Here is a 26,477-nt window from a genome sequence, read left to right as displayed (position 1 = left end):
GGTACCCAGCACGCAAGCGGACATGTGAGACCTCGGTGCGAAGGTTCGGGATCAGGCCCGAAGCGGCCTAAATCGCCGCCACTGATGTCATTGGTGATAACGCCAGCCCATCTCCTCTTCAAAGCCTCTTGACGAACTCATAACCCGTGAGCTATTGATTTAACCAATAGCTCATGGGTTATGGATTGCCATGCCAGATATTGCCATCCCAGATCGGGACATGCTTTTCAAAACGCTTGCTGACCCAACGCGGCGCGCCATTTTCGAGGGGTTGTGTCGCGACGGTGATCAGACTGTCGCAGCCCTGACGGCTCGGGCCGGAGTTTCCCAGCCAGGCGTGTCGAAGCATCTGGCCGTCCTCAAACAGGCCGGCCTAGTGAGCCACCGCCACCACGGTCGCCAAACCCATTACAGCGCGCAACTCGGTGCCCTCGCTCCGTTGATCGAATGGACAAACCAGATGGCAAGTTTCTGGCAGGGCCGGTTCGACGAACTCGAAGACTTGCTGGACAGGATGGACCAATGAGCGAAACATCGACTGCAACACGCACCGTCATTGTCGAGCGCGAGATCGCGCATCCGCCGGAAAAGATCTGGCGGGCGCTCACCCAGCCTCATCTGATCTCGGAGTGGCTGATGAAGAATGACTTCAGTCCTGTCGTGGGCCACCGGTTTAATCTTCGCGGCGAGTGGGGTGGCGTTCTGGATTGCGAGGTGCTCGTTGTCGAGCCGCAAAGAACGCTCTCCTATACCTGGAATTTCAAACATGACGATCCTGCCTTCGATCTGAACAGCGTCGTGACGTTTTCGCTCTCGACCACGGCGACAGGCACCCGCCTGCGCATGGAACAGTCTGGATTCCGGCCGGATCAGAGGCAGGCATACGGTGGTGCCAAGGCAGGCTGGCCTGAGTTCCTTGCAAAGCTGGAACAGGTTTTAACCGGGACAGACTGAAAGGTCTCCCGCCCCCTCAACGCTGATAAGCACAGGAGTTGCATGTGCGTTCGAATGTGTGGATTCGCCAGGTTCACCGATGGCTGTCGATTGTCTTCACGGTGGCCGTCATCGCCAACTTTGTGGCCATGGGGCTCGGGGAGCCTCCGCCGTCGATCGTATATGCGCCGTTACCACCACTTTTTGTGCTGATGTTCAGTGGCCTGTACATGTTCGCTATCCCGTATGCCGCCAGGTGGCGGGGATCGAAAGTATAGTCACGCGGGTTGTTTCCTTCCTTTAGCAGCGAGAGATTCGATGGAATTCGCAGTCCGTACCATGATCACTTCAATTGAAGACTACTTTACCAAGGGATGCGGACGCTGCGAGCGCTTTGCCGGACCGGACTGTTCGACGCGGCAATGGGCGCAAGGCCTGAATGCACTGCGCCAGATTTGCCTCGATGCGGGGCTGGTCGAGACGGTAAAATGGGGGCACCCATGTTACATGCATCGAGACCGCAATATCGCCATCTTCGGCGCTTTTCGCGATGATTTCCGCTTAACCTTTTTCAACGCGGCATTGATGAAAGACCCTTGCGGCGTCCTCCAGAGACAAGGCCCGAACACACGCCATCCCGACATGATCTGTTTCGTGGATACTATCCAGGTAGCAAAGATGAAGACCGTCATCTTGTCTTATTTGAAGGAGGCGATGGATTACGCGGAGGCTGGGATCAAGCCACAAAAGGATGAGAGTGAAATCGAGCTGCCCGATGAGCTGGTTGATGCCCTGGACTCCGATCCGGAACTTGCAGAAGCCTTTCGGAGCCTGACGCCAGGGCGGCAGAAAAGCTATGTGATCAATCTAAGCTCTACAAAGAAGTCCGAAACGCGAAGGTCACGCATCGCCAAATTTCGACCGAATATCGTCGCCGGAAAAGGTGCAATGGAGCGATAATCAACATTCCCATGACCGCTTCTAGCGCACAGATGCCGTTACGCAGAAAGCAATGTGGCGTCTGCTTTCGAGCAGAGGCAACGGCTGACTCTAAGACCGACAAGCGGGCGCATAGTTGTCCGGTCGCAAACGTTATAATTTGAGCCTGCACATGGGGCCCCGCAGAGTGCGGGGCCGCACTCCGTCAAATCTCGGTATGCTCCGCTAGTTCCAGCGCATCCTCAATGTCTACCCCCAGATACCTGACCGTGTTCTCGATCCTGGTATGGCCCAAAAGGATCTGGATCGCGCGAAGATTGCCTGTCGCTTTGTAGATCATCGCGGCTTTCGTACGCCGAAGCGAGTGCGTGCCGTAGTCTTCGCGACGTAGTCCGACTGCGGTTACCCACTCATCCACCAATCGGGCATACTGACGCGTACTCAGATGTTCCGTATGGTCGACTCGACTGGGGAAGGCGTAGTCGTCAACTGTTCCACCTCTCCGCTCAAGCCATGCAAGCAGACTTGCCCTCACGTCCGCCGTGATCTCGAACTGCACCGGACGGCCGGTCTTTTGCTGCACGACCATGGCACGGGTTCGAATTTTTGTTCCTGTCACGAGCGTTCCGATTTTGATTTTAACTAGATCACAGCCGCGAAGCTTACTGTCGATTGCGAGGTCAAAGAGCGCGCGATCTCTCATGCGCCCCTCCCTGTCGAGGAAGAAGCGGATCGCCCAGATCTGGCGCTGCTTTAGGGGCTTCTTGACGCCGACCTTCCGTCCGGCGTTCCATGCCGGACGTCCCAGCGCGGTAGGATCATATTGTGCAATGCCCATTTGATTTCTCCTTCGGCCACCATTGGCCGTTGGGAAAAACGCGTGAGCGCAAGGATTGACGGGGCCGCAAGGGGACCGGCGGCTTTCGGGAATACGATGTCGAGAAGTTGCCGTTCCGCTGTACGAGACATGGGATAAATGCCGATATTAGAATTGCGCCGGCATCTGTTCTGGAGAGCCGGAAGCGGTTGCGTCTGGGGTCACAGGTATCGGCCCAATCAGAGGGACTCGAAAAGCTTGTAACCGCATACGGTCACCCGTCAATTTCCACTTCGGCTTCGCAGTTTACGGGCGCATTCAAAGGGATGGCCATGCCGATGGACGAGCGGGCGTGGGCGCCAGCGTCAGGCCCGTATAGCTCCAGTATCAAATCGGAATAGCCGTTTGTGACCAGCGGCGTCTCATTGAAACCCGGAGCAACATTCACCATGGCGAAGACGCGCAGCCAAGCAGTAACCCGATCGAGGTTTCCGACGGCCCGCTTGAGGCTCGCGAGATGGGCTAGGGCAACGAGCCGCGCAGACGCGTAACCCTGCTCTGGCGAAACATCGGTCCCGACCTTGCCGAGGGGTTTTGCCAATGTGCCATCCCGGTTGCACGCGACGTGACCCGAGATGTAGGCGCGGGTGCCGCGCACCCGGACCCAGGCGAAAGGCATCCGCAGCCCCTCGCGAACTTTCAGAGGCTCGGGCAGTTCCAGACCCATAGCGGCCAAACGTTGTTCGATGATTGCCATAGCACACCTCCTAGCCTGATCAGGGTACGATGTCGTCGAGCTCCGGCATCAGCACGACGCTCTCGTTCGCTGCGGGGTCGTTGCGGGCACCGAGGAACTCGGCGTTTTCCGTGCTGCGATTGACGGCCACGTGAGGAACGCCGGCCGGAATGAACAGGTAGTCGCCGGGGAGGACCTTATCGCACCGTTCGAGCTCGGCCCCCGACCAGATTTCGATCTCTTTGCCTGCGGTCATAAGAAGGGCCGTCTCGTGCCCCTGATGGCGATGGGCGCTGGTTCGTCTCCCTGCCGGTAGCGAGATCATCCCGAGCCACAGCATGCTGGATCCGACGCTCTCCGCCGAGACTCCCGAGCGATAGACAGATCCCTGCTCGGCGACATAGCTGTCACTCCCGCGTACGATTTTCGCGGTTAATGCTTGAGCATTTTTCGGTTGCATTGCTTCGTTCTTCATCGCTCTCACCACCTCACCTGCTGCATGGGAGCTGAATCTGCGCGCGGAGTCGGCACAAGTCCTGAAACGACGCCGAAAAATTGCGAAAAACTGCAAAATCGGGCGTATTATTTCCAATATGAGCACCCCGCACCTTGTATTCGGCCCCTTCGAGTTCGTTATCGAGGACGGATCCCTTCTCCGTGAGAATCGGCGTGTCTCCATTGGCGCCCGCGGCGCTTCGCTACTTGCCGCTCTGCTCGCGGCAGATGGTCGTGTCGTCACCAAGTCGGCGCTGATTGATGCCGTTTGGCCAGGGCTCGCTGTCGAGGAGAGTAATCTTTCCGTTCAGATTGCTGCCCTTCGCAAGCTGCTTGGCCCGGCATCCGACGGCGGCGACTGGATCGTCACGGTCCCACGGGTCGGATACAGATTTTCCGGTCCGGTGGAGAGCCGGCCCGACGGACCCGGTAGCGAAGGGTATGCAGAGGCGAGATCCAGCCCCGCGATTGCAGTACTACCTTTCGAGAATCTCGGCGGCGATGCAGAGAGACAATATCTGGCCGACGGTATCGCCGACGACCTGATCATGGCACTCGCTCGGTTCCGATGGTTCCGCGTCGCGTCGCGCGGGGCGAGTTTCGCAAGGGGGAATGTCTCGAAGGATCCGAAGTCTATCGCGCGCGAACTTGGCGTCGATTTTCTTGTGGATGGAGCCATCCGGCGTGCCGGCGATCGGATGCGGATATCGGTGCACCTCGCCGACGCAATGAAGGGCGCCACCGTCTGGTCCGAACATTACGATCTTCCGGTGGCCGATGTATTTGCTGTGCAGGACGCCATCGCCGAGCGGATCGCAGCGGCGGTCGAGCCCGAGTTGCTGTTGCGCCATGGACTTCAGGTTGCTCCGCACACCGGCAACGTGACCGCCTGGGATCTCGTATGGCAAGGCACATTCAACTTTCACAAGGTCACGCAGCCGACGCACAGTCTCGCACGACAATTCTTCCGAGAGGCCACGGAACTCGATCCCATGCTTCCCGAGGCGCAGATTTGGCTGGCGCGGGTCAACGCAGGCCTCATCGCCTATGGTTGGACGGAAAATCTCGCCGCAGACGGGAAGGAAGGATTCGATGCGGCCCTGCGGGCGATATATCTCGATGCTCGAAATCCCTATGCGCACTATGCGCTGGCGATTGTGTCAGCCTACACAGGCAGGGCTGAACATGCGATCCTCGCAGCGGAACGGTCCATCGAACTCGGTCCGAGCTTTGCCTTGGGGTATCTCGTCCTCGGTATGGCCCGTCTTTTCGTGGGCGATGCGGCCGGTGCGCGAAAGCCGTTGGCTCGCGGCCTCGAACTCAACCCCCACGATCCCCAGAATGCGGTCTGGTTCAGCCTCTTGATGCTTGCGCTGTTCTTTTCGGGCGACGTCGAGGGCGCGCTCAACTCGGGACGCGCGGCGCTAAAGGCGCGGCCTGATTGGCCGGCGCTCCTCCTCATTCAGGCATGCTGCCACGCGGCCGCGGGACATAATCAGGAGGCTCGCCGCCTCGCCGCCGCTGCAAGCGATCTCCCGGAGCCTGCAGGCGATGCGCTCGGTCCGTTCAGAGATGGCAACAGGGAATGGGCGGCTCGCCTCGAGGGCCTGCTGCGAGAGGCGGAACACGGGTCGAGGCCCATAATCTGAGCGAAGACTCGGATGACGGCTTCGAGCCGCAAACGCGACCTCCGTCTAGGTCTGCCACGTTGTCCGCTTCCAGGCGAAGGCAAAGTTTGCCTCTACGGCTGAGATGCGGGCGGGCATTGGCGACACGCGGAACATAGGTCCGGTGCGGGTCATGGCGGAGAATTGATCCGGAGCAAGCGAGCTTCCGCTTAGCGTCGATTCCGGCCGCCTGGTTTTCGCAAAAGCCCGGATTAAGGCGACTGTTTTGCGTCTGATTTTTGCACCGTCCCACAATAGCCTTTCGCGACCACCGCAACCATGGCGGTTACTGCGGCGTATTTCTGACCCAGCCCATGGGGCTATCCGCTTGCTCGAATTCTGAGCCTGAGCGCATTGAGGTATATCTAAATGAGCCGAGCGGGAGGGGGATATGCACGTTGCTCGTGTTTATCTGCGGGTCAGTACGCAAGGGCAGGATCTTGATCGCCAGGAATCGATCATCGCTGAGGCGAGGGATGCCGGGTACTACATCGCCGGCGTCTACCGCGAGAAGGCATCCGGCGCTCGCGCCGACCGGCCGGAGCTGCTTCGTCTAATCGCGGACCTTCAGCCGGGGGAGGTTGTCGTTGCGGAGAAGATAGACCGCATCAGTCGTCTGCCCTTGCCTGAAGCTGAAAAGCTGATCGAAACAATTCGGAATAAGGGTGCTCGTCTTGCCGTACCTGGTGTGGTGGATCTTAGCGACATCGCGGCCAGCGCTGACGGCGTTGCCAAGATCGTGCTCGAGTCCATTCAGGAAATGTTGCTGAAGCTCGCCCTGCAAATGGCTCGAGACGACTTCGAGGATCGCCGCGAACGCCAGAGGCAAGGCATCGAATTGGCAAAGGCGGGCGGGAAATATGCCGGACGCCAAGCTGACCTGGTGACACACGAACGCATTATTGTCTTCCGGTCTGGCGGCAACAGTATCAGCAGGACGGCGAAGCTGACCGGCTGCAGCGAAGCGCAGGTGAAGCGCGTCTGGGCTCGACATCAGAAGGAAAGCGGGAAGCAGGAGATGTTGTCGCAAAAGTTGAGTTCTGCGACTGTGCGAAAGTCAGTTGCAAAACCGTCGCTTTGATCGGGAGTTTTCGCGACAAGGGAAGGTCGCGAGAGGTGGTTTTCTTCCGTAGCTTCCCTCGATCGGAACGCGAAAGAAGCGCCATCTCCGGACCTACTCGGTGGCATCCGACAAGGTCGTTACGTTGATCCCTTTGCGGACCTTCCCAAAGCGAGACTGGCGGGGAGGGACCGGCGATTCGCCACGACGGTTCCGGCGTCGTGGGCTACAATGGCGAGAGATCCAGATCGACCGGGGAGCCGAGGTGCAAAGCTCTACATCAGAACGTCGCCTTGCCGCCATCGTCGCGACCGATGTCGTGGGTTACTCGCGCCTGATGGGCGAGGACGAGACGCAGACGTTGGCAGCCCTCAAGGCGCACCGCAAGGAGCTGATCGATCCTCTCATCGCCGGGCACAAGGGCCACATCGTCAAGACGACCGGCGACGGTCTACTGCTGGAGTTTCCCTCTGTCGTTGAGGCGGTGGCCTGTGCCGTTGCCGTGCAGCGCGCCATGCTCGAGCGAAACAAGGCGGTTCCGGAAGGACGGCGCATTGAGCTGCGCGTCGGCATCAACATCGGCGACATTATCATCGAAGACGGCGATATCTTCGGCAATGGCGTGAACGTCGCTGCGCGTCTCGAACAGATCTCGGCGCCGGGCGGCATCTGCCTCTCCGACGATGCCTACCGGCAGGTGCGGGACAAGCTCGACATTGAGGCGTTCGACGCTGGCGAGCAGCACCTGAAGAACATCGCCAACCCCGTCAGGGTTTACCGGATCGACCCGACTTCATCAGCAACAGGGATCAAACGGGTTTCCGGTATCTTGAGCGGCAAGGCGAGCGGACTTCGGCTGGCGATTGCTGGTCTGGCCGTAATCCTCATCACCATCGCAGCCTTGGCCGTCTGGTCCGGTCTGGGCCGAGCCCCTGCCCCAGAACAGCAAGCCGCGAGTTCGGCGGTAACCAAACCAGACAGCGGCCCTATACTTCCCATCGTCGCCGTGCTGCCATTTACAAACCAGACCAGCGACGAGGCGCAGGAGTACTTCGCCGACGGCGTCACCGAGGAGGTGATCAATGCCCTCGGCCGCTTCACGAACTTGCGAGTGATCGGCCGCAATGCCGTCTTGCGGTACAAGGGTCGGAAGGCGCGGCAGGCCGAAATTGCGTCCGAACTTGGCGCAACATACATGGTTGACGGCAGCATCAAAGCATCCAAGGACCGCGTGCGGATCTCCGCGCAGCTGACTGAAGCAGACGCCGCTACCGTGTTGTGGTCTGATCGATACGATGGCGAGCTGTCGGACATATTCGAATTTCAGGTCAGCATCGCCCAACACATTGCTGGCACACTGGCAGCCAATATCACTCAGGTGGAGGTGCGGCGCCATTTCAAAAAAGCCAGGCCGGACCAGAATGCCTTCGACCTCTTGTTGCGCGCCCGAGCGGTTGGCCATGCCACTTCTCGGACCGCCAATCGACAGGTCCGAGAATTAATGACCAAGGCGACCGAACTGGATCCGAACTATGCCACCACCCATGCTCTTCTGGCCGAAGCCATCTACTCGCAGGTGGTTCAGGGCTGGACAGAGTTCCCCGACCGCGAGCTTGCCCGCGCCGAGGAACTCGCCCGCCGCGCTATTGCGCTCGCTCCCGATGAGCCTGATGGGCACCGCACCCTTGGTCGCATCCTGCTTATCCGCACCGAATACAATCAGGCGCGCAACGCGCTGCAGCGTGCGATCGACCTCAATCCGAGTGACGCCAATGCGTTGGCGGTCCGGGGAGCCCTCCAATCGTTTGATGGGGACCTTCCCGGCGCCATCAAGTCGCTCGAGCTGGCATTGAAATATGATCCGATGCTCCAGCCGAACTACCATTTCGATCTCGCCATCAGTTACTATCTCGCACGCCGGCACGAAGATGCCCTACGTGTCGCCGAACGTGGGATCTCCCGGTTTCCGAATTTCGCGATGTTCAACGTCCCGGCCGCAGCCGCAGCGGCACAGCTTGGGCGCCAGGAGCAGGCGGTCCTCTACGTCGCCGAGATACGGCGACGCCTGCCGCAGCTCGGTATGAGCTTTGACTTTCTTGGCTCGCGATTCAGAGATCCGGCCTATCCGGCGTATCTGAAGGAGGGACTCAGGCGGGCGGGCTTGTGAGGCGCTATTGCGGTGGCCATTCAGGGAGCTGTGACACTCGCGGATAGTTCGCGTCTGCGTTGCCCACCATGGCCACCGGATCGGCAGCAAACTTCCCTGGACCAGCCGGGAGTCCGAAAACGTACAGGCGACCTTCGTGAATCACCCAATTGTTCGGATCGGCGACCAACCGATAGCCCCTCGACAGTGCCGCAGTGCACCAATTTTGGTACTGCGGCAGATATCGATCGGGGTCGGCCTTGAAGAGATCGAGGTGGCGCGCCGAGGCAAAGCGGTATAAGGCGCCATCCAATTCGTACTGGTACTGCGGATCGCCGATCATCGGCTTGGCCTCGGTGAAATAGGCCACAGGGTCGTAACCCTTGATGGCGAGGCGGTCTTCCTCGCCATGGGCAGGGGTGTCGAAAGCGAAAGACAAAGCGGCAGACAGTCCGATCAGGACGGCCAACGCATCGCGCCTGTTCATTGACGTCAACTCCCTTGAACGTGAGCAGCATCAGCCGGCCGCAGAGGCGGTGGGCGAGTTGGGCTCTCGTCACATGCGGCACGTGCGGCCCCGCTCATAAGGGCCGGCCGCTATCGGCATAGCTGGGAGATTACGCCTCGCGTTGACCTGTGGCAACCCGCGACAAGAGACCTGCCTGAGCGGCCACACCCCTTGAAGCTTCTTACACCTGTGAATCAGCATCGAGAAAATTGACCCCCGGGCCGAATGGCAGCAGCGCATGAGGCGAGCGAGACTTTGAGTCGGATCTCCGCTTTGTACCACTTTCAGGACCTCCGCCACGGTCAGCAGAAATGTCGTTATCGGGTCATGGCGGTGAATTGACCCGGAGCAAGCGAGCTTCCGCTTAGCGTTGATTCCGGCCGCCTAGTTTTCGCAATATCACAATAGGCAGTTTCGCGTGTCGGGCGAAATGAGAAACTGACCCCCGCATTGCCTCAAGCAAAATGTTACCGATAGTGTGGATGCTCCGACTGGGGTGGCCATGGTGCGCTGTCCCCGGTTCGGAGGGTGGATGGCGAGGCGGATCAGTATGGCGACACGATCGGAGCTGGTGGTAGCAATCGTCGAACGGTATCGCTTGGGAAGCCGCAGCGACAAGCACCGCATCCTGGATGAGTTCGTGGCAGTGACCGGCTATCATCGCAAGCATGCGATCCGGGTTCTGGCGACTCGTGAGAAGAGGCCATCTGGCAATAAGGGCAACAGCCTTCGTTACGACAGCAATGTGCGCGAGGCGCTCATCGTGTTGTGGGAGACCTCGGAGCGGCTGTGTTCCAAACGCCTCAAACCGTTGATACCCGTATTGTTACCTGCGCTTGAGCGGCATGGCCGGCTCGAGCTCGATGACGCGCTGCGCTCCAAGTTGATGACAGTAAGCCCGGCAACGATGGATCGGCTTTTGACGGAGGTCCGTATGGTCGCGCGCGGCGGTCAGCGGCGTCGGGCCGGGATGAGTTCGGCTGTCCGCCGATCGGTTCCGGTCCGCACCTTTGGGGATTGGAATGATCCGCCGCCTGGCTTCGTCGAGGTCGATTTTGTGGCGCATTCCGGCACGTCTTCGTCCGGCAGCTTTGTGCAGACGATGGTGCTGACTGATATCGCCACAGGCTGGACGGAATGTGTTCCAGTCCGCACGCGTGACAGCGGCAATGTGATCGTGGCGATCAAACAGGCTCGCTCGCTGTTTCCCTTTCAGCTGCTAGGTGTCGACTTCGACAACGACAGCGCGTTCATGAACGCGTTCGTCGTCTCGTGGTGCCGCAGCGAGGAATTGGAAGTGACGCGCTCTCGCGCTTATCGAAAGAACGATCAAGCGCATGTGGAGCAAAAGAACGGTGCTATCGTGCGTCGCCTGGTCGGATACGGCCGGTTCGTCGGCGCGGAGGCGACGGCTGCCCTTGGCCGACTTTATGCAGTGGTGCGGCTTTACGGCAATCTGTTCCAGCCGTCATTCAAGCTGCAGGAGAAGACGCGGATCGGCGCGCGTGTGATCAAGCGCTATCATCCGCCGGTTCCACCCGTGGCCCGCGTCCTTGCGCATCTGGATGTGACTGAGCTCGATAAGGAGCGGCTACGGGCAATGATGGAAAAAGCCGATCCTGTGCTGCTGTTTGCCGGGATCCGTGCCGCCCAGGAAGAGCTTGGACGGCGGATCGATCGTCGTGGCCTGCATCCGAAGCTTGAGGAGCCAATTGTTGTCGACCTCCAGCGCTTCGCTGCGAACCTGAAGACAGCCTGGAAGAATGGTGAGACACGACCAACGCATCGGCGGCCGTATAGAAGGACCAAACCATGGCCAAAGAGGCCAAGCATGTACGAGCCCTTCGAGGCACAGATCAAGGCGTGGCTGAAGGAAGAGCCCACTCTCCCGGCGGCAGGCGTGCTGCAACGCTTGACAGAGATCGATCCGGTCCGCTTCACGGAAAAGAACATCAGAATGGTGCAAAAGCTTGTGAAGGCCTGGCGCATGGAAATGGCTGGGCTGATCATCCTGGATGGTGATTGGATTAAGAGCTTGCCCTCTGCCGCCGCAGCGGCAGTTGATACGGGCACGTCGGCGTCGGCAGTGCTCGGTAACATTCCTCGGTGAGGCAATAGGAGGGGTCAATTCCTCGCTTCGCTTGACATCGCGACCACCGCAACCATGGCGATTGCTGCGGCGTATTTCTGACCCAGCCTATGGGGCTATCCGCTTGCCCGAATTCTGAGCCAGAGCGCATTGAGGTATATCTAAATGAGCCGAGCAGGAGGGGATATGCACGTTGCTCGTGTTTATTCGCGGGTCAGTACGCAAGGGCAGGATCTCGATCGCCAGGAATCGATCATCGCTGAGGCGAGGGACGCCGGGTACTACATCGCCGGCGTCTACCGCGAGAAGGCATCCGGTGCTCGCGCCGACCGGCCGGAGCTGCTTCGTCTAATCGCGGACCTTCAGCCGGGGGAGGTTGTCGTTGCGGAGAAGATAGACCGCATCAGTCGTCTGCCCTTGCCTGAAGCTGAAAAGCTGATCGAAACAATTCGGAATAAGGGTGCTCGTCTTGCCGTACCTGGTGTGGTGGATCTTAGCGACATCGCGGCCAGCGCTGACGGCGTTGCCAAGATCGTGCTCGAGTCCATTCAGGAAATGTTGCTGAAGCTCGCCCTGCAAATGGCTCGAGACGACTTCGAGGATCGCCGCGAACGCCAGAGGCAAGGCATCGAATTGGCAAAGGCGGGCGGGAAATATGCCGGACGCCAAGCTGACCTGGTGACACACGAACGCATTATTGTCTTCCGGTCTGGCGGCAACAGTATCAGCAGGACGGCGAAGCTGACCGGCTGCAGCGAAGCGCAGGTGAAGCGCGTCTGGGCTCGACATCAGAAGGAAAGCGGGAAGCAGGAGATGTTGTCGCAAAAGTTGAGTTCTGCGACTGTGCGAAAGTCAGTTGCAAAACCGTCGCTTTGATCGGGAGTTTTCGCGACAAGGGAAGGTCGCGAGAGGTGGTTTTCTTCCGTAGCTTCCCTCGATCGGAACGAGAAAGAAGCGCCAGGAGCGTCATCGCTGAGGCAACGATCGAATGGCGTGTGTGGGGCCGTCACCTGACGAACGTGCATAGCTGCCGTTCACGCCTCAGAATCGCGCGACGACGGCTTACGACCCGTTCCGGTCGCTAAAACTGACTCGAGGCACCCCCGGAAGCAGTCATCTGTTCGTGTCGCACCTTGGGTCCGTCCAACCGGCTTGGTGCTGGGCAAGATATCGTCGCTCCACGCGTGTTGGCGGCGACGATACGGCGCAACATTGGCAAATGGAACCAGGCCGTTTCATGGAATCGCAGCGCGGCTTCCGGCCGGATGACGGCAAGGGTCGCCTGTAACCTGTCGGACGTCAGTCGGGCGATATGAGCAGCCCGGCGAGAAGCGGCGCGTATGCGTCAAGCCTGCGGGATAGGAACTCGGTGAAGAGCCGCACGCGCTTCGTCTTGCGTGCCTCCCCCTGAGTGAGAAGCCAAACCGGTCCATACAGGTGTAGGCCGGTACCTGGCACCCTCTCCAATAGGGGATCGGTATCTCCAACGAAACACGGGAGCGTCGTGATGCCAATACCTTGCCGTACCGCTGCGATCTGCGCTTCGAAATCCGTGGTCCGGAACGGAGTCCCAGTCGTGCGAAGCTCTCCCTCGCGGGTCCAGTCCGGTACTCCATGACCACTTATGGCGATCCACCTGGGATCCGGCCCGCCCGCCCGCCACTCAGCGAGTTGATCGCCGGACATGTAGAAGCCGCCGTACAGCTCCGGTCCCTTCAGGCCGTGGAGATTGAGCGGCAAGGCTTCGCGGTCATAGACGACACGGATCGCGATGTCGGCCTCTCGGTTGGTCAGGTTTGCCAGCTCGCCAGACGACAAGATTTCCATCTCGATGCCCGGATGCAGGCGTACGAAATCTGCGAAGTCCGACATGAGCAGGTGTGCTGCGAGGGGCGCCGGCAGTGTCACCCGCAGAAGCCCGCGCACGCTCTGATCGCGCCCGAAGACGCGCATTTCCAGCTGGTGCGACGACGCTTGCATCTGGTCCGCGAACTCGAGGACCTCCTCGCCCGCAGCTGTCAGGCGGTAGCCTGAAGGCAGCTTTTCGAACATCTGCGCCCCCAGGCGGTCCTCGAGCTGCGCGATGCGTCGCAGCACGGTCGCGTGATTCACTCCGAGATGTTTGGCGGCGGCCCGCACTGAGCCTCCTCGCGCGGCGGCAAGAAAGTAGCGAACGTCATCCCAGTCGATCATGGTGCATTCCTGCGCCGCGCAGTACGGCTTTCCAAGCTCAGACTAGCACACTGAACTGAATCTGCGCGACCGTCGCGACGCCCAATTGTCTCGCTGGATCGTTTTCGCACCACCGATGTGCGCAATTCCGCACTGACTGCCTGACTTCGGCGAGCCCATGTAGAGGTTCTGCGGGGACCTCCCCGTACAGGCAAAGACCGGAGATAGCGAAACGAAGGATACACAATATGACCAGACTGAATGGAAAGACCGCCGTGATCACCGGTGGCGCCACCGGCATCGGCCTCGCCGCTGCAAAGCGCTTCATCGAGGAGGGCGCTTTCGTCTTCATCGTCGGCCGCCGGCAGGATGCGCTCGACGCCGCCGTCGCCGAGCTCGGGTCCAATGCCCGCGCGGTGCAGGGCTCGGTTTCCGATGAGGCCGACCTCGACAAGCTCTATGCAGCGGTGAAGGCCGAGCGCGGAACTCTCGATATCGTAGTCGCCAATGCCGGGGTGGGAAGCCAGCTTGCGCTCGGCAAGATCACCGCCGAGCACATTGACGAAACCTTCGACGTCAACGTGAAGGGAACGATCTTCACGGTCCAGAAGGCGCTGCCGCTGATGGGCCCGGGCGGTTCGATCATCCTGACCGGATCGAGCGCCGGCACCACGGGCGCCCCGGCATTCACCGCCTACAGCGCGAGCAAAGCGGCGGTGCGCAACCTCGCGCGGACCTGGGCGGAGGATCTGAAGGGAACGGGCATCCGCGTAAACGTGCTGTCGCCCGGAGCGACGGCGACCGAACTCGCGAGGGAAGCGCTAGGCGAGGAGGGCCAGAAGGTCTTCGCCGCGATGACGCCGCTCCAGCGCATGGCCGATCCGGCAGAGATCGGAGCGGCGGCTGCCTTTCTCGCGTCGTCGGACAGCAGCTTCATGACCGCCAGCGAGGTCGCCGTCGACGGCGGCCTGGCGCAACTCTGACGCACTACGCCTGGGCGGGTTCCATTCGATATTCGGCGCACGCCCGGGCGTGGTAAAACAAAGGAGAATAACATGAGCTACGCAATTATCGGCTTCGGCAATATCGGCAGGGCCCTGGCTAAGGCGTTTGCCCACAAGGGCATCGAAGTATCCGTGGCAACCACGCGCGAGCCGGAAAGCTTTGCAGCCGATGCGGCCGCGATCGGGCCTACGATCATCCCCAAAAAGCTGGCGGAGGCGGTCAAAGCGGACATCATCTTTTTGGGCGTTCGTTTCGAGTCGCACGCCGATGTCGCGAAGGCGCTGCCCACCTGGCAGGGGAAGACCATCGTCGATGTGACCTCCTGGACCTGAACCGTGAGCGGACCATGGAAGGGCTGAAGGCGGCTCTCGCCCGCGGTCGCAAAGGTGGACGAAAACCCAAGCTCACTGAAGATGATATGAGAGCTGCCAAAGCCATGCTCGCGGCCGGAGATATCTCGGTAGCTGATATCGCCCGCCGCCCAGGAGTGAGCCGCGTCACCTTCTACCAGTACTTCCCTCAGGCGCGGGCCCGATCGAAGGAAACTAGCGAAGTGAACGGGGTTGGAGACGCGAGGGATCGGATCTCAACGGCTAGGAAACAGCACACGTTCTGACCGACTGTTGAAGCCGGGCGATTGAAGAAGAATTTCGTTGCTCGATGTCCGTTCCGGGCCGTGAACGGACGTTCCGCTGCTAGGGAAGCCAACTCGAAAAAGCAGACATCCGAAGCGTCGGTGCAGGAAATGCCACCCAACCGATTGGAAATTCGCGAAGCCGCCTTGCGTCAGTAGGAGACGGAGACCAGGCAGACACGACGACGGATCGGTTGCAACTCGCCTCAGCGCTCGTTTCGGAGCAAGAGCCTTCCTGACAGGTAGCGATGCGCTCGGCCGACTGCAGGTTTGGGCGGAGCAATACTCGCGTCCTGTTCGGCTTCGACAACAATCCAACCCTTGTAACCGCCTTTGCGGACAAACTGGAACACAGGATCGAAATCCACGTCACCGTCACCCGGGACGGTAAACATGCCGGCCCGGACGCCGTCATTAAAGCTCATGTTGCCATCCCGTACCCTCGCTAGGACTTGAACTCTCACGTCCTTGAGATGAATGTGAGCAATTCGATCGGCGAAACGCTCGATGAGGCGGGTGAAATCGAACCCCGCGGCGCGAGCGTGGCCCGTGTCCAACAGCAGTCCCACCTCCGGGCCGGCGGCGTCGAAGATGGCGCTGATTTCCTCGAAGGTTTCCGCCACCATCATCAGGTGATGATGGTAGGCGAGCGTCAGCCCATAGGCGTCTTTGAGCCTTCTGGAAAAGGCGGTAAGTTTGGCGGCGTAGGGAACGATCTCCGTCGGTGCCAAGGTCAAGCGTTTCGACATCGGCGCGTCGAGTGGCTCTTCGGGATACATGCGGCCGCATTCACCGTAGACCATGACCTTCGCTCCCATGTCTCTGAGCAGGGAAGCGTGCGCGTGGACTTGGCTGAGCTCGAGATCGACGTCTCGATCGGCAAGGAAGCCCGAATACCAACCCGACGCTAGACGTAGATCATGACGTTCAAGGATTGGACCAAGCACAGTGGCATCGCGTGGAAACTTTCGACCGAGTTCCACACCCGCGTAGCCTGCCGAACGTGCCTCTTCGAGACAGGTCTCGAGCGGGATGTTGTCGCCCAGGTCTTCAAGAACGTCGTTCGTCCAGGATAGTGGGCTTACGCCCACCGAAACGCCCGGCGGAAGCTTCGATTCGGTCGAATCTGTCACCTGTTCTCTCCTACTTAAAGTTTCAGCCGAAACGGCGGCAAAGCTCGGCGCGGAAAATGCCGCGCGCCTCCGCAACGTCGCGGAACCCGATATGCGTTACAAATCGCGCAACGGTCGCCGCGGATACGCCGCAATCTTCGGCAATCGAAGACGTGCTCTCGAACGCCATGAGCTCCGGTTTTTCGAGAACCCTCTTCGCGACATTTTCGACGCGAAGAGGAAAGATGACCTGCCGGGACGCGATCGCCAGCTTCAACGCCTCAAAACTCGAAGGCGGACAATTCAAGGCGCGCATGTGCTTGCGCATGTTTCGGCACTCCCTTGCGGCCAGGCAACTTAGTTGATCAGCTTGACGGTCTTGCGCTCCGAAACCGAGCCGACGCAGGCGAGCGCGATGGCGAGAGCGTTGCGGGCGTCCTCGCCAGTCGGACCGGTAATCTCGCCGGTCCTGATCGCCTCCACGAATGCGGCGAGCTGGGCGGTGTAGCCGTGGACGAAATGATCTGTGTCGCGCCGCCAGGTGTCATTCGACACGCCGTTCTTGTCGAACAGGGTCATGCTGGAACGACGCACGTCTCCCATGGTCACCATGCCGCCGGAACCAAAGACCTCGCCACGGATGTCGTAGCCGTACATGGCGCAGAAATTGGCTTCCGCGACAGCGATCGATCCATTGTCAAATCGGACCGTGACGACCGCAGTGTCATGGAAACCCTTGTCGGCGAAGTCCGGCCGGACCAGCGCATCGGCGACGGCCGTCACCTCGACCGGCTTGGCGCCTGGGTTTAGCCAAAGCAGCGTGTCGAAATCGTGGATCAGCGTTTCGTAGAAGATCGTCCACTGCGGAATTTTGGCGGGGTCAGCATCAAACGGACCGGGGTCGCGGGTCAGTGACCGGATCAACTGAGGGCTCCCGATCTTTCCGTCATCGATCGCTGCGCGCCCCTCGGCGAAGGCCTGATCCCAGCGGCGGTTGAAACCGACCTGCAGCGGCACCTTGCCCGCCCTGGCAGCGGCAATGGCGCGATCGGCATCCTCCAGCGTCAAGGCCATCGGCTTTTCGCAGAACACCGCCTTTCCGGCTTCGGCGGCTTCGACGACGATATTGGTGTGGAACCGCGCCGGGGTCGCGATGACAACGCCGTCGATGTCGCGATTGGCGAGCAGCTCGGACACGCTCGTGTAGGCGTTCGGCGCGCCGAGTTCGGCGGCGAGCTTTTCGGCTGCTCCGGGTGCCGGGTCGGCGATGGCGACGAGATTGGCATCCACCAACCGGCGGGCGACGCTTTGGGCGTGGAAAGAACCGATGCGGCCTGCGCCGATGAGGCCGATGTTGACGGGACGATTGATGGACATGGAATGCTCCTGAAGAATGTGGTGCGTCTGATCAAATGGAGAAGGCGTTGCGGAAGCGGGTGAGCGCGAGTTCATCGTCGCTCTCCGGCCATGCTTCCATGCCGATCGTTCCGCGGTAGCCCATCGCGTCGAGCGCGACGGCGATTGCCGGGTAGTTGATCTCGCCCGTGCCCGGTTCCCTGCGGCCGGGTACGTCGGCGACTTGGATTTCGCCGATGTGGGGAAGCGCCGTGCGGCAAAGCTCGATCAGGTTACCTTCGCCAATCTGCGCGTGGTACAGGTCGAGATTGAGCTTGAGGGAAGGCCGGTTGACGGCTGAAACCAGAGCGATCGTGTCTGCCGCCTTTGCAAACGGCGTCTTCGGGTGATCCACCGCCTCGTTGAGGTTTTCGAGAACGAAGGTGACGCCTTCCTCTTCTCCAAGGTCCGCGATGCGTTTCAAGGTATCGACGGCTTTGAGCCACATGGCTCCCGTGACGACCTCGGACTTCACGACAGGCAGGCCTTGCCCGTCGAGGCCCGTACCGTGCAGATTGAGGCGCGGGCAATTGAGCTCCTTGGCGACGGGAATGGAGAGGCGCGCCGTGCGCAGAAGTTCGTCCGCGCCTGCGTCGTCCGCCAAGGTGCCGGTCACATATCCGGTCATTGACGAGAACGTGGCACCGGACCTGGCAATTGCTGCGATGTCGTGCTTCGTCCAGTCCCAGATTTCGGCCTGGAAGCCGAGCTCTGTGAGCCGCTTCAGGCGATTGATTACGGGCAAGGAGCGGAACACCATTTCAGCGCAGACGGCGAGCGTGAACGGCGACGATTTGGTCATCGTTGTCATGATTTCTTCCTGATGCGTTCGAATTTAAATCGTGCCGCCGAGTTCGTCGGAGAGCACTTGCAGTTCCTTGCCCCCGGCCATGAGGTTCTGCAGTTCGTCGATGGAGATCGCGCCTTTCTCGTAGGTACCGAGGGTCTTGCCGCGATTCAAAACGGTAAAGCGATTGCCGACGGCGAAGGCATGGCGGACGTTGTGGGTGATGAAGATGACGCCGAGGCCGCTATTGCGAACCTGGTTGACGTATTTGAGCACCATCGATGTCTGGGCCACGCCGAGGGCCGATGTCGGCTCGTCAAGAATGAGAACCTTGGCTCCGAAGTAGACCGCACGGGCGATGGCGACGCATTGGCGCTCTCCTCCTGATAGCGTGCCGACCGCCTGCTGCGGATCGCGGATATCGATGCCGATCTTGTGCATCTCGTCGCGTGTCACCTCGTCCGCGAACTTCATGTCCATGCGCTTGAACGGGCCAAATCCCACCATCGGCTCGCGACCCATGAAGAAATTTCGCGTGATCGACATAAGCGGGATCATGGCGAGGTCCTGGTAGACCGTGGCTATGCCGGCATCGAGCGCATCGCGGGGGCTGTAGAATGTCGTCGACTTGCCGCCGACGATAAAGTCACCCGATGTCGGCTGGTGAACGCCCGCAAGCGTGTTGATGAGAGTGCTCTTGCCCGCGCCGTTGTCACCAAGAAGGCAAAGCACCTCTCTCGGCTTGACCACCATGGAAATGCCATTCAGTGCGATGACTGATCCGAAGTGCTTGGTAAGGTTCCTGACTTCGACCAGGGGAGTATCAATCGAGGACATCAGCGTTCTCCCGTCACGCGTTTGCGGATCACATTGTTGAACATGACGGCGACCAGCAGCATTCCACCCAGGAAGACGAGATACCAATCCTGATCGATCGATGTGTAGGTCAGGCCGATCAGCACCATCCCGAAGACGATCGAGCCCAAGAATGCACCGATCGCAGAGCCATACCCACCCGTCAGCAGGCACCCGCCGATGACGGCCGCAATGATGGCCTCAAACTCCTTCTGGAATCCCCGCCGCGCGTCGGTCGATCCGGCGTCGAGCACAGTCAAGACGGCGACAAGCGTTGCGCAAAGGGCGGTGATGATGAACAGGACGGTCTTAACCCGCACCACAGGCACACCGGACTTGCGCGCAGCGCGTTCGTCGCCGCCGACGGCGAAAATCCAGTTGCCGAATCGTGTTCTCAAAAGAACCCATGTGGCCAGCAGCGCGATCACGATGAACCAGAGGATTTCGACCGGAATGCCGGACACCTGGGGGGTACCATTCGGAAACTTCGCGATTAGATCGTTCGAGGCGAGCCACGCGAACAGTCCTTGAAACGCATCGCCGGAAAAGATCGATGTAAGCGGGCTACCGGCGGCGGCTTCCTTCATACCCCGAAGCTGGGTGGCACCCCCGCTTGCCCACTTGAGGCCGACAAGCGTGAGGCCGCGAAGGATGAAGAGAAACGCCAGTGTTACAATAAAAGAAGGCAGTCCGGTCTTGATAACGATCTGGGAATTCACAACCCCGATGACCACGGCCATGAGGATGGCGATAAGGATCGCCACGCTCAACGGAACCTGCCAGACAACGAGGGCAGCGCCGAACACCAGGCCCGCAAACGCGACCATGGAGCCGATCGAGAGATCGTATTCACCACCAATCATCAGAAGAGACGCGCCGACCGCGAGGATGCCAAGTTGGGCGGCCGGGGCCATGAAGTTCATGATGCCGGCGAGCGTGAACATTGAAGAATTGGCGGTCAAGAGAAAGAAGACCGTTACGAGTACCAGTCCTGCCACCGCTCCGAGTTCTGGCCGACGAAGCAGCGTCGTGGCGACCGACGCCTTTTTCAACCGTTCGTCTGCGGGGGTCTTCTTGATTTTGTCATCTGCCACAATGGACATGTCGATATCCTTTGAACTGATATCCGGGGCATTGCGGGTGCTACCTTCAGATGTCGGACGGTCCCGGACGAAAAGGGCACTCAACTGCAAGCCGTTATGGAACTGAAAGAGTGTACGCCCTCCGCATCCTGGTGCGGAGGGCGCCGCGGACCCGCGTTAGCGGATGCCCTGGGCGGATTTCTCGATGACCTGCGCGGCCGTCTCCTGCGTCACAAAGCTCGGGCCAGATGCAACATTTCCCGCCGGGATCGTGCCGTATCGGGAATTGAGCGCCAGGAAGGTGACCGGCAGATAGCCCTGAAGGTAAGGCTGCTGATCGACTGCAAAGAGTGCCTTGCCGTCGGCAACAGCCTGCAGGAAGCTTGCCGACAGATCGTAGGATGCGACCTTTACCTTGTCGCCATTGCCCATCTTCTCAACGACGGCGACAGCGCGCTCGCCGACCAACGGGGCCGATAGCCCGAGGACAAGGTCGATCGACGTATCGGACGTCAAAGCCGCCTGGATTTTGGCTTCAATCTCGGCCGGATCGGCAGAGGTCGGCAGGACCGTAACCTTGCCGCCAGCAAAACCTTCGGTAACACCCTGGCAGCGCTGATCGAGCGCCGCGTTGCCGACTTCCTGGTTGACGCAGAGAACATGCTTCAAACCCAACCCGGCGAGGCGCTCCCCAACGGTCTTGCCGGCCGAAAGCTCTTCCTGACCGACATGAAGTTTGATCCCCAGCTTCGAAGCCGCAGCGATGCCGGAATTCATGGAAATTACCGGAATGCCAGCAGCCACGGCCTTTTCAATAGCCGGGCCGAGCGCATCCGGATCCGGATTGGAGATGACGATGCCGGCAGGGTTCTGGTTGACCGCGGCTTCGATCAACTGGGACATGGCGACCATGTCGAATGTTTCAGGGGCTCGATAGTCGACTTTGACGTTGCTGTCCTTGCCAGCCTGCATCATGCCGTTCTTGACGATCGACCAGAATGGATCGGAGGCCTGGCCGTGGGTCACGGCGATGATGGAAACCTCCTGAGCGAGTGCCGAACCTGCAGCAGCGCCGAGCGCTCCAACAACTGCGACACCGAGCACGATTCTGCGAAGAAATGACTTCATTACAAACTCCTCCAAAACTGTCCCACGCCCAAAGCGCGAGAACCAACGAGCGCCGAGACGGCGCTTCCTCCCTAATTTGCTACCGGGTGCATACTTTTGCTACCGGTAGCAAACGAGATGCGTTATAAGATTGCTGTGCAGAAAAATCAACTGGTCATTTCGCATTCCGGAAAAAATGGAATAAACGTTCTGAAGCAGGGAGGGAGTTTGTATGAAGCGCGCAACGGCTCAGCACGTGGCCATCGAGGCTGGAGTCTCGAAGTGGACGGTGATCCGTGCGTTTACGCCGGGCTCTTCCATTACCGAGGTGAGCAAGGCCAAGGTCCTGGCCGCCGCCGAGAAGCTCAATTACCGCCCCAATCTTCTGGCGCGAAGCCTGGCCACCAATCTGACGCATCAGGTCGCGGTCCTCGTTGACGACTTCGGCAACCCGCACAAACTTCCGTTTCTGGAGACACTAACCGCCGCGCTGCAGGCCAAAGGTCTGGTCGCGATCCTCGTCAACATTAATGACCACTACAACCATATTCACGCCATCCTGAATGCGGAGCAGCGCCAGGTCGACGCGATCATTCTGCTCGGAACGGCGTTTCGCGACGAGACCCTCAACGACCGGAAGCTCGGCGGGGGGAGCGCTCCGATGTTCGTGCTCGCCCGCGACAGCCAAATCGAGGGCGTACCGGCGGTTTCATGCGACACCGACGTCGCCATCGCGGAAATTGGCAAGCACCTCCTGGAGCGTGGCTATCATCGACCGGGCTTCATGTGTGGGCCGCGAACCCTCTCGACGGCTCTCGGCCGTCGCCGGAACTTCAAAGAATTCTGGAGGCGTGAACGCGACACCGACTTGCTGGAAATCGCGGCGGATCGCTACAGCGTCGATGCCGGCGCCGAAGCTGCGCGCCGCTATCTCGAGAAGACGCCCGCGACAGACCGTGTTGATGTCCTCATGTGCGAGAATGACGCTCTGGCTTTCGGCGCGCTCGACGTCATCCGCAGCGAGTTCAAGTTGAGAGTTCCGGAAGATATAGCCGTCGTCGGGTTCGACAACGCCGCATTCGCGGCGTCGCCGTCCTATGGACTGACAACCTATGAGCAGCCCGTATCCGAGATGGTCGATGCGGTAATTGCGATGCTCCTCGGCCAGCGGGAAAAGATCACCGTCAATATTCGCGGTCGGCTTGTGGTGCGTGCCTCGACCTAGTCTCGAATGCCAAAGCTACTTCGTCTGTCCTCCGCGTGGCTTCCGTCAATCTTGTAAGTCTGCGAGATCAGGTCGTCACAACGGCGATCATGCTCTGCCTCGCCGATCTGGTGGAAACGCTGCAAGGCGACCCCCGACCCAATGGCTATGCGCTCGGTGAAGGAGTGAGGAAACGCTACGCGAGCGCCAAACGCTGGGTCCTGTGCTCGCGAGGCAAAGCCGTCTTCAGCCTTTGCAGACCAGCGCACGAACGTCCGCTTTCCGAGGACCGCAACAGTCACACGAACGACTGAAATGGGGGCGCAAAGCGGTCGTCAGGTTTTGGGGTAAATGCCCAAGGCAGCCGTTTGCCGCCTCTGCGGCCCTCAGACGATGTAACCGTTGGCGGTCGATACCGATCGGAAGGAGTTCAGGTCAAAAAGGGCATGATATCTACGCCGTCACCAGGAAACACGGTGATGTGCGGGTGGTCCTCGAACAGCCTTGCCGCGGCGTCGACGGTTTCCGCCTCGACGACAAGGTAACCGCAGAAAGGATTCACGGCATTGGCGACCCCGTCCTTGGTTATGCGCGTCGTCTTGCCCACCATGCCACCACGATCAAGGATGGATGCGGCGTTTCTGTTTTCCCACGCGGCCCACTGTTTCAGGCCGATGGCGTCGATAGCGTCCTGCTCGGCTTTGGGCAGGCTCCTAAAGGAGGCGAGGTCTTCGGGCTTCATGGTGTAAACGGCAAGAAATCGGGGCACTGCGTTCTCTTCTTGGTGTCAGATGGTTTGTCAGCTTACACGCGTCGCATCAGAATTCATCCGTGTTGCCGCACAAATGTTGTAGGAGATACTATGCCGTAATTGGCACGATGGCGACCACCGGCTTTTGCCGATGGCCGTCGTTTCAGAGCTCTATCTGTTCGGCAATTCGCAACGCGTCATCAATCTCGATCCCGAGGTACCGAACTGTGCTTTCCAATTTAGTGTGTCCAAGGAGGATTTGGACAGCGCGCAGGTTACCCGTCTTCTTGTATATCAAAGCTGCCTTGGTCCTTCGCATCGAATGGGTTCCATAGGCGGTCGGCTCAAGACCAATGCTGCGTACCCATCGATGGACGATGCGCGCGTACTGTCGAATCGATAGGTGAGCCGACTGACGGCGTCTGCCGGGGAACAGGTAGCTTCCTCCGGTCCTTTTGACCGACGGAAGCCATGCTGCCAGCGCGATTTTCGTCTGCTCCGTCACTTCAAACTGGACGGGGCGCTTTGTCTTCTTCTGGATGATGGTCGCGCGATCTCTGATGGAGCTTCCAGACCACAGGTCTTCGACCCTCATGCACGTCGATGGCCAAATTGAAGAGCGCCAGTTCGCGTGTGGCCCCACTCATCTGGAGGCGGACAAGGATTGACCACACGTTTTTTGGCTGCAGCGGTCGCTTCTGGCCTACGAGAATTCCTTTGTTCCACGGACGCCGTGAACGCAATACGTCGGATTCCATGTTGGTGCCTCCGCCACATCGCCCACCTTGGGCGGGTGAAGGATGCCATCGGCAGCAGTTCGTGGCCCGAAGCGGACAAGAGGTTGCTCTGTCGTCCCTGCTGGCGGGGCTCGTCCATTCGGATTCTGGATATCAAACTAGCCCACCTATCCTAAGATTCCGCGGAGTTCGTGGTTGCGCCGCGAGCTAGAAAATGTTCTCGGTGGGAAGTCCGAGTGCGAATGAACCCGCGTATTGCGCCTGGGCTCCGGGCTGCATCGGATGATAGCGAGCGCCCTGTATGTCACGGAAGCAGCGCTCCAGCCCATTCTCTCGATAGAATGCCGCGCCGCCTGCGACCTCCATTGCAAGCTCCGTCACCTCGATAGCGTGCCGCGCGACCAAGGAACGGCCGATCATAACCTCGTTGACGGTTTCCGCGGACGGTTCGTTTCGAGCAACCACCTCCAACATCCAACGATGCGCGATCTGTGCGGCCCTCAGAGACGTTTCCATGCGCCCGACCAACTCGATCAGATGATCGCTGTTGGCCCTGCTTCGGACCATCTTGACTGCGATGTCGCGGGCGCTCTCGGCGACGCCAAGATAGACCGCGTAGATCAGAGGAAACGCGATCATGCCGATGACTTGAAATACGGGATGCCATTGTCCCGCACTTCTGGAAAATGCGACACTCGCATCCGGCACGAAGAGGTTTTCGATGATGATATCGTTTGACCCGGTTCCCCTCATTCCAAGTGTTCGCCACGTGTCCTCTATCGAAACCTCTGGCGATGCCATCGGAACGCCGAAATGAATGACGGAGCGCGCGCCGTCCTGTTCTCCATAAACAGCACCGGTCATCAGCATGTTTCCTGCCGCCGCGCCGGAAGTGAAGCGTTTACGCGCGGTGATCCGGTATCCGCCATCAACTTTCATGGCCTTGCCCGATCCGCCGATCCAGTCTGATCCGCCGCTCGAGAGCAATATGATTTGCTCCGATGCAACACGTCTTAGGAGCGGCTCCACCGCGGCCACCTTTTGATGCCGCCAGCGCCAGGCGGGGATGGCGACTTGATGGGTATGCATGGAAAAGGCAAGCGCAGTGGACCCACATGCACGAGCAATGGATTTGAGCATCTCAGAAAGTTCGGGCACTTCCGCGCCTAGCCCGCCCAATTCGATTGGAACGCCTGCCCGCGCGAGGCCAGCTTCCTTTAGCAGCGCGTAATTCTCGCCGACGAAGGTGTCGCTCTCGTCGATCGATGCGGCGCGTTGCGCGAAGGTGGGCAGGACTGAATTGGTTAGTTCGACGATGGTCCGACCGCCGCCAAGGTTCTGTGTTGGTTCTGCAAGCCCGAGCATATCAATGCCTCCTATCTCGTGAGGATTGAAACTCTGCGCTCGTTTCACAATTGCGGCTAGTACACGAACTGTACTGAACTCCGCCTCCGTATGGCCAGGCAAGGAGCGTTTGGCGGATCGGTTGCTTTGCAATATCGTGCCTGATCCAGACCGGTGGAGGGTCCTTATGGTAGAGCGTGACGGCTACGGGCAATTCTGTCCAGTATCAATGGCGTCGGAAATCCTCTGCTCGCGGTGGACGACCTTGGTCGTCCGCGAGCTCCTTTGCGGATCGACGCACTTTAATGAGTTGCGCCGCGGTCTACCAAAAATGTCTCCGGCACTCCTGTCAAAACGACTGAAAGAACTGGAACAATCGGGCGTCATCACGGTGACAAGGAGTGCGAACGGCATGACCGATTACCAACTCACGGCAGCGGGCGAAGAATTGAGACCTCTGATCATAGGTCTCGGAAATTGGGCTCAACGGTGGATGGAATCGCGACTTTCCTTGAAGAATCTCGACCCTTCTTTGCTCATGTGGGACATGCGGCGGAGCCTCGATACACGAACACTTCCGCGCCGCCGTTGTACGATACAGTTTCTGTACCCGGAACTTTCGGCCACGCAAAAGAGCTGGTGGCTTGTGGTCGAAAACGGAAAAGTCGACCTCTGTAACTTCGATCCGGGCTATGATGTAGACCTTCTCGTTGAAGGGTCGCTCCGTTCGATGACCGCAATTTGGATGGGCCTCACGACCATACGTCAGGAAACCGATGCAGAAACGCTGAAACTTGAAGGGGACAGGGGTCTCGCGCGCGACATGCAGGAATGGCTCGGTCTTAGTGTGTTCGCCAACACCCCCCGGATGAGGGCTTAAACTCGAAGGCGATAGGTTCTGA

At 59.7% G+C, this 26,477-nt stretch carries 26 protein-coding genes and 3 pseudogenes; 14 read left to right on the top strand and 15 right to left on the bottom strand.

Features of this window, described 5'->3' with window-relative positions:
- The first annotated feature begins 190 nt into the window (after window positions 1-190).
- From ACSQ2W_RS20585 to ACSQ2W_RS20570, 4 genes are all read left to right on the top strand, one after another.
- Window positions 191-526, top strand: a complete 336-nt coding sequence (locus ACSQ2W_RS20585) for an ArsR/SmtB family transcription factor (RefSeq protein ID WP_436088081.1) — start codon at window positions 191-193, stop codon at window positions 524-526.
- Window positions 523-954, top strand: a complete 432-nt coding sequence (locus ACSQ2W_RS20580) for an SRPBCC family protein (RefSeq protein WP_436088080.1) — start codon at window positions 523-525, stop codon at window positions 952-954. The genes ACSQ2W_RS20585 and ACSQ2W_RS20580 overlap by 4 nt, the downstream gene beginning before the upstream one ends.
- Before the next feature lie 44 nt (window positions 955-998).
- The gene (locus tag ACSQ2W_RS20575; RefSeq protein ID WP_436088079.1) at window positions 999-1,211 is read left to right on the top strand and encodes a hypothetical protein; all 213 of its coding nucleotides are present in this window, start codon (window positions 999-1,001) and stop codon (window positions 1,209-1,211) included.
- Between the two features lie 61 nt (window positions 1,212-1,272).
- Entirely contained in the window at window positions 1,273-1,893 is a 621-nt protein-coding gene (locus ACSQ2W_RS20570) for a YdeI/OmpD-associated family protein (protein ID WP_436088951.1), read from the top strand.
- A 184-nt stretch (window positions 1,894-2,077) separates the two neighbouring features.
- Here ACSQ2W_RS20570 and ACSQ2W_RS20565 read toward each other — a convergent pair whose 3' ends face one another.
- The 3 genes from ACSQ2W_RS20565 to ACSQ2W_RS20555 all read right to left on the bottom strand — a co-directional run bounded on the left by ACSQ2W_RS20565 (window position 2,078) and on the right by ACSQ2W_RS20555 (window position 3,900).
- Entirely contained in the window at window positions 2,078-2,710 is a 633-nt protein-coding gene (locus tag ACSQ2W_RS20565; RefSeq protein ID WP_436088078.1) for a tyrosine-type recombinase/integrase, read from the bottom strand.
- A 253-nt stretch (window positions 2,711-2,963) separates the two neighbouring features.
- Window positions 2,964-3,446 (bottom strand): RidA family protein, encoded by a 483-nt coding sequence (locus tag ACSQ2W_RS20560; protein WP_436088077.1) that lies wholly within the window; start codon window positions 3,444-3,446, stop codon window positions 2,964-2,966.
- Between the two features lie 19 nt (window positions 3,447-3,465).
- Entirely contained in the window at window positions 3,466-3,900 is a 435-nt protein-coding gene (locus ACSQ2W_RS20555; protein ID WP_436088076.1) for a cupin domain-containing protein, read from the bottom strand.
- A 118-nt stretch (window positions 3,901-4,018) separates the two neighbouring features.
- On the opposite strand from ACSQ2W_RS20555, the gene ACSQ2W_RS20550 reads away from it, so the two are divergent.
- From ACSQ2W_RS20550 to ACSQ2W_RS20540, 3 genes are all read left to right on the top strand, one after another.
- A complete protein-coding gene (locus ACSQ2W_RS20550) occupies window positions 4,019-5,569 on the top strand; it encodes a winged helix-turn-helix domain-containing tetratricopeptide repeat protein (RefSeq protein ID WP_436088075.1) in 1,551 nt (516 codons plus the stop codon).
- 409 nt (window positions 5,570-5,978) lie between these two features.
- Entirely contained in the window at window positions 5,979-6,668 is a 690-nt protein-coding gene (locus ACSQ2W_RS20545; RefSeq protein ID WP_436088074.1) for a recombinase family protein, read from the top strand.
- 244 nt (window positions 6,669-6,912) lie between these two features.
- Window positions 6,913-8,814 carry an adenylate/guanylate cyclase domain-containing protein gene (locus ACSQ2W_RS20540; protein WP_436088073.1) on the top strand — a complete coding sequence of 634 codons (1,902 nt, stop codon included), beginning with the start codon at window positions 6,913-6,915 and terminating at the stop codon, window positions 8,812-8,814.
- Window positions 8,815-8,818: 4 nt separating this feature from the next.
- On the opposite strand, the gene ACSQ2W_RS20535 is transcribed toward ACSQ2W_RS20540, so the two are convergent.
- Window positions 8,819-9,280, bottom strand: a complete 462-nt coding sequence (locus tag ACSQ2W_RS20535; RefSeq protein WP_436088072.1) for a YHS domain-containing (seleno)protein — start codon at window positions 9,278-9,280, stop codon at window positions 8,819-8,821.
- 523 nt (window positions 9,281-9,803) lie between these two features.
- Here ACSQ2W_RS20535 and ACSQ2W_RS20530 point away from each other — a divergent pair.
- Window positions 9,804-11,411 carry a transposase gene (locus ACSQ2W_RS20530; RefSeq protein ID WP_436088950.1) on the top strand — a complete coding sequence of 536 codons (1,608 nt, stop codon included), beginning with the start codon at window positions 9,804-9,806 and terminating at the stop codon, window positions 11,409-11,411.
- Between the two features lie 165 nt (window positions 11,412-11,576).
- Window positions 11,577-12,266 carry a recombinase family protein gene (locus tag ACSQ2W_RS20525; protein WP_436088071.1) on the top strand — a complete coding sequence of 230 codons (690 nt, stop codon included), beginning with the start codon at window positions 11,577-11,579 and terminating at the stop codon, window positions 12,264-12,266.
- Between the two features lie 423 nt (window positions 12,267-12,689).
- Here the strand turns inward: ACSQ2W_RS20525 and ACSQ2W_RS20520 are convergent, their stop codons facing one another.
- Window positions 12,690-13,583: a LysR family transcriptional regulator gene (locus ACSQ2W_RS20520; protein WP_436088070.1), complete on the bottom strand. Its 894-nt coding sequence runs from the start codon at window positions 13,581-13,583 to the stop codon at window positions 12,690-12,692.
- A 227-nt stretch (window positions 13,584-13,810) separates the two neighbouring features.
- Here ACSQ2W_RS20520 and ACSQ2W_RS20515 point away from each other — a divergent pair, with 227 nt between their 5' ends.
- From ACSQ2W_RS20515 to ACSQ2W_RS20505, 3 genes and pseudogenes are all read left to right on the top strand, one after another.
- Window positions 13,811-14,545 carry an SDR family NAD(P)-dependent oxidoreductase gene (locus tag ACSQ2W_RS20515; protein ID WP_436088069.1) on the top strand — a complete coding sequence of 245 codons (735 nt, stop codon included), beginning with the start codon at window positions 13,811-13,813 and terminating at the stop codon, window positions 14,543-14,545.
- A gap of 72 nt (window positions 14,546-14,617) precedes the next feature.
- A pseudogene (locus ACSQ2W_RS20510) lies at window positions 14,618-14,890 on the top strand (NAD(P)-binding domain-containing protein); the annotation flags it as partial.
- Window positions 14,890-15,108 (top strand): annotated as a pseudogene (locus ACSQ2W_RS20505) (helix-turn-helix domain-containing protein); the annotation flags it as partial. The pseudogenes ACSQ2W_RS20510 and ACSQ2W_RS20505, both read left to right, overlap by 1 nt.
- Before the next feature lie 299 nt (window positions 15,109-15,407).
- Here the strand turns inward: ACSQ2W_RS20505 and iolE are convergent.
- The 7 genes from iolE to ACSQ2W_RS20470 all read right to left on the bottom strand — a co-directional run bounded on the left by iolE (window position 15,408) and on the right by ACSQ2W_RS20470 (window position 21,560).
- Window positions 15,408-16,334, bottom strand: a complete 927-nt coding sequence (gene iolE / locus ACSQ2W_RS20500) for a myo-inosose-2 dehydratase (RefSeq protein ID WP_436088068.1) — start codon at window positions 16,332-16,334, stop codon at window positions 15,408-15,410.
- Between the two features lie 22 nt (window positions 16,335-16,356).
- Window positions 16,357-16,641 (bottom strand): RpiR family transcriptional regulator, encoded by a 285-nt coding sequence (locus tag ACSQ2W_RS20495; protein ID WP_115114384.1) that lies wholly within the window; start codon window positions 16,639-16,641, stop codon window positions 16,357-16,359.
- 29 nt (window positions 16,642-16,670) lie between these two features.
- Window positions 16,671-17,690: a Gfo/Idh/MocA family oxidoreductase gene (locus ACSQ2W_RS20490; protein WP_436088067.1), complete on the bottom strand. Its 1,020-nt coding sequence runs from the start codon at window positions 17,688-17,690 to the stop codon at window positions 16,671-16,673.
- A 31-nt stretch (window positions 17,691-17,721) separates the two neighbouring features.
- Window positions 17,722-18,519 carry a TIM barrel protein gene (locus tag ACSQ2W_RS20485; RefSeq protein WP_115114386.1) on the bottom strand — a complete coding sequence of 266 codons (798 nt, stop codon included), beginning with the start codon at window positions 18,517-18,519 and terminating at the stop codon, window positions 17,722-17,724.
- Window positions 18,520-18,543: 24 nt separating this feature from the next.
- Window positions 18,544-19,332: an ATP-binding cassette domain-containing protein gene (locus ACSQ2W_RS20480; protein ID WP_112858082.1), complete on the bottom strand. Its 789-nt coding sequence runs from the start codon at window positions 19,330-19,332 to the stop codon at window positions 18,544-18,546.
- Window positions 19,332-20,453, bottom strand: coding sequence for an ABC transporter permease (locus ACSQ2W_RS20475; protein WP_436088066.1), 1,122 nt, complete (start codon window positions 20,451-20,453; stop codon window positions 19,332-19,334). Before ACSQ2W_RS20475 ends, ACSQ2W_RS20480 begins: the two co-directional genes overlap by 1 nt.
- 156 nt (window positions 20,454-20,609) lie before the next feature.
- A complete protein-coding gene (locus ACSQ2W_RS20470; protein ID WP_112858084.1) occupies window positions 20,610-21,560 on the bottom strand; it encodes a sugar ABC transporter substrate-binding protein in 951 nt (316 codons plus the stop codon).
- Between the two features lie 211 nt (window positions 21,561-21,771).
- Between ACSQ2W_RS20470 and ACSQ2W_RS20465 the strand changes: the two genes are divergently transcribed.
- Window positions 21,772-22,764 (top strand): LacI family DNA-binding transcriptional regulator, encoded by a 993-nt coding sequence (locus ACSQ2W_RS20465; RefSeq protein ID WP_264223100.1) that lies wholly within the window; start codon window positions 21,772-21,774, stop codon window positions 22,762-22,764.
- 409 nt (window positions 22,765-23,173) lie between these two features.
- Here ACSQ2W_RS20465 and ACSQ2W_RS20460 read toward each other — a convergent pair whose 3' ends face one another.
- The 3 genes and pseudogenes from ACSQ2W_RS20460 to ACSQ2W_RS20450 all read right to left on the bottom strand — a co-directional run bounded on the left by ACSQ2W_RS20460 (window position 23,174) and on the right by ACSQ2W_RS20450 (window position 25,596).
- A complete protein-coding gene (locus tag ACSQ2W_RS20460) occupies window positions 23,174-23,512 on the bottom strand; it encodes a hypothetical protein (protein WP_436087426.1) in 339 nt (112 codons plus the stop codon).
- A gap of 145 nt (window positions 23,513-23,657) precedes the next feature.
- A pseudogene (locus ACSQ2W_RS20455) lies at window positions 23,658-24,252 on the bottom strand (tyrosine-type recombinase/integrase).
- Window positions 24,253-24,438: 186 nt separating this feature from the next.
- The gene (locus ACSQ2W_RS20450) at window positions 24,439-25,596 is read right to left on the bottom strand and encodes an acyl-CoA dehydrogenase family protein (protein ID WP_436088065.1); all 1,158 of its coding nucleotides are present in this window, start codon (window positions 25,594-25,596) and stop codon (window positions 24,439-24,441) included.
- Window positions 25,597-25,762: 166 nt separating this feature from the next.
- On the opposite strand from ACSQ2W_RS20450, the gene ACSQ2W_RS20445 reads away from it, so the two are divergent.
- A complete protein-coding gene (locus ACSQ2W_RS20445) occupies window positions 25,763-26,455 on the top strand; it encodes a winged helix-turn-helix transcriptional regulator (protein ID WP_436088064.1) in 693 nt (230 codons plus the stop codon).
- Window positions 26,456-26,477 lie beyond the last annotated feature (22 nt).

Origin of the sequence: Pararhizobium sp. LjRoot255 (assembly GCF_964252905.1) — a bacterium.
Taxonomy (GTDB): Bacteria; Pseudomonadota; Alphaproteobacteria; order Rhizobiales; family Rhizobiaceae; genus Pararhizobium.
This window is presented reverse-complemented; position numbering and strand designations above follow the sequence as displayed.

Bases quoted from the DNA above. Each gene is read 5' to 3' on its own strand.
- ACSQ2W_RS20445 (WP_436088064.1), top strand. From the start codon at position 25,763: ATGGTAGAGCGTGACGGCTACGGGCAATTCTGTCCAGTATCAATGGCG.
- ACSQ2W_RS20580 (WP_436088080.1), top strand. From the start codon at position 523: ATGAGCGAAACATCGACTGCAACACGCACCGTCATTGTCGAGCGCGAG.
- ACSQ2W_RS20560 (WP_436088077.1), bottom strand. From the start codon at position 3,446: ATGGCAATCATCGAACAACGTTTGGCCGCTATGGGTCTGGAACTGCCC.
- ACSQ2W_RS20570 (WP_436088951.1), top strand. From the start codon at position 1,273: ATGATCACTTCAATTGAAGACTACTTTACCAAGGGATGCGGACGCTGC.
- ACSQ2W_RS20475 (WP_436088066.1), bottom strand. From the start codon at position 20,453: ATGTCCATTGTGGCAGATGACAAAATCAAGAAGACCCCCGCAGACGAA.
- ACSQ2W_RS20545 (WP_436088074.1), top strand. From the start codon at position 5,979: ATGCACGTTGCTCGTGTTTATCTGCGGGTCAGTACGCAAGGGCAGGAT.
- ACSQ2W_RS20485 (WP_115114386.1), bottom strand. From the start codon at position 18,519: ATGACAACGATGACCAAATCGTCGCCGTTCACGCTCGCCGTCTGCGCT.
- ACSQ2W_RS20535 (WP_436088072.1), bottom strand. From the start codon at position 9,280: ATGAACAGGCGCGATGCGTTGGCCGTCCTGATCGGACTGTCTGCCGCT.
- ACSQ2W_RS20585 (WP_436088081.1), top strand. From the start codon at position 191: ATGCCAGATATTGCCATCCCAGATCGGGACATGCTTTTCAAAACGCTT.
- ACSQ2W_RS20520 (WP_436088070.1), bottom strand. From the start codon at position 13,583: ATGATCGACTGGGATGACGTTCGCTACTTTCTTGCCGCCGCGCGAGGA.
- ACSQ2W_RS20490 (WP_436088067.1), bottom strand. From the start codon at position 17,690: ATGTCCATCAATCGTCCCGTCAACATCGGCCTCATCGGCGCAGGCCGC.
- ACSQ2W_RS20450 (WP_436088065.1), bottom strand. From the start codon at position 25,596: ATGCTCGGGCTTGCAGAACCAACACAGAACCTTGGCGGCGGTCGGACC.
- ACSQ2W_RS20530 (WP_436088950.1), top strand. From the start codon at position 9,804: ATGGTGCGCTGTCCCCGGTTCGGAGGGTGGATGGCGAGGCGGATCAGT.
- ACSQ2W_RS20495 (WP_115114384.1), bottom strand. From the start codon at position 16,641: ATGCGCAAGCACATGCGCGCCTTGAATTGTCCGCCTTCGAGTTTTGAG.
- ACSQ2W_RS20470 (WP_112858084.1), bottom strand. From the start codon at position 21,560: ATGAAGTCATTTCTTCGCAGAATCGTGCTCGGTGTCGCAGTTGTTGGA.
- ACSQ2W_RS20525 (WP_436088071.1), top strand. From the start codon at position 11,577: ATGCACGTTGCTCGTGTTTATTCGCGGGTCAGTACGCAAGGGCAGGAT.
- ACSQ2W_RS20550 (WP_436088075.1), top strand. From the start codon at position 4,019: ATGAGCACCCCGCACCTTGTATTCGGCCCCTTCGAGTTCGTTATCGAG.
- ACSQ2W_RS20555 (WP_436088076.1), bottom strand. From the start codon at position 3,900: ATGAAGAACGAAGCAATGCAACCGAAAAATGCTCAAGCATTAACCGCG.
- ACSQ2W_RS20515 (WP_436088069.1), top strand. From the start codon at position 13,811: ATGACCAGACTGAATGGAAAGACCGCCGTGATCACCGGTGGCGCCACC.
- ACSQ2W_RS20465 (WP_264223100.1), top strand. From the start codon at position 21,772: ATGAAGCGCGCAACGGCTCAGCACGTGGCCATCGAGGCTGGAGTCTCG.
- ACSQ2W_RS20565 (WP_436088078.1), bottom strand. From the start codon at position 2,710: ATGGGCATTGCACAATATGATCCTACCGCGCTGGGACGTCCGGCATGG.
- ACSQ2W_RS20480 (WP_112858082.1), bottom strand. From the start codon at position 19,332: ATGTCCTCGATTGATACTCCCCTGGTCGAAGTCAGGAACCTTACCAAG.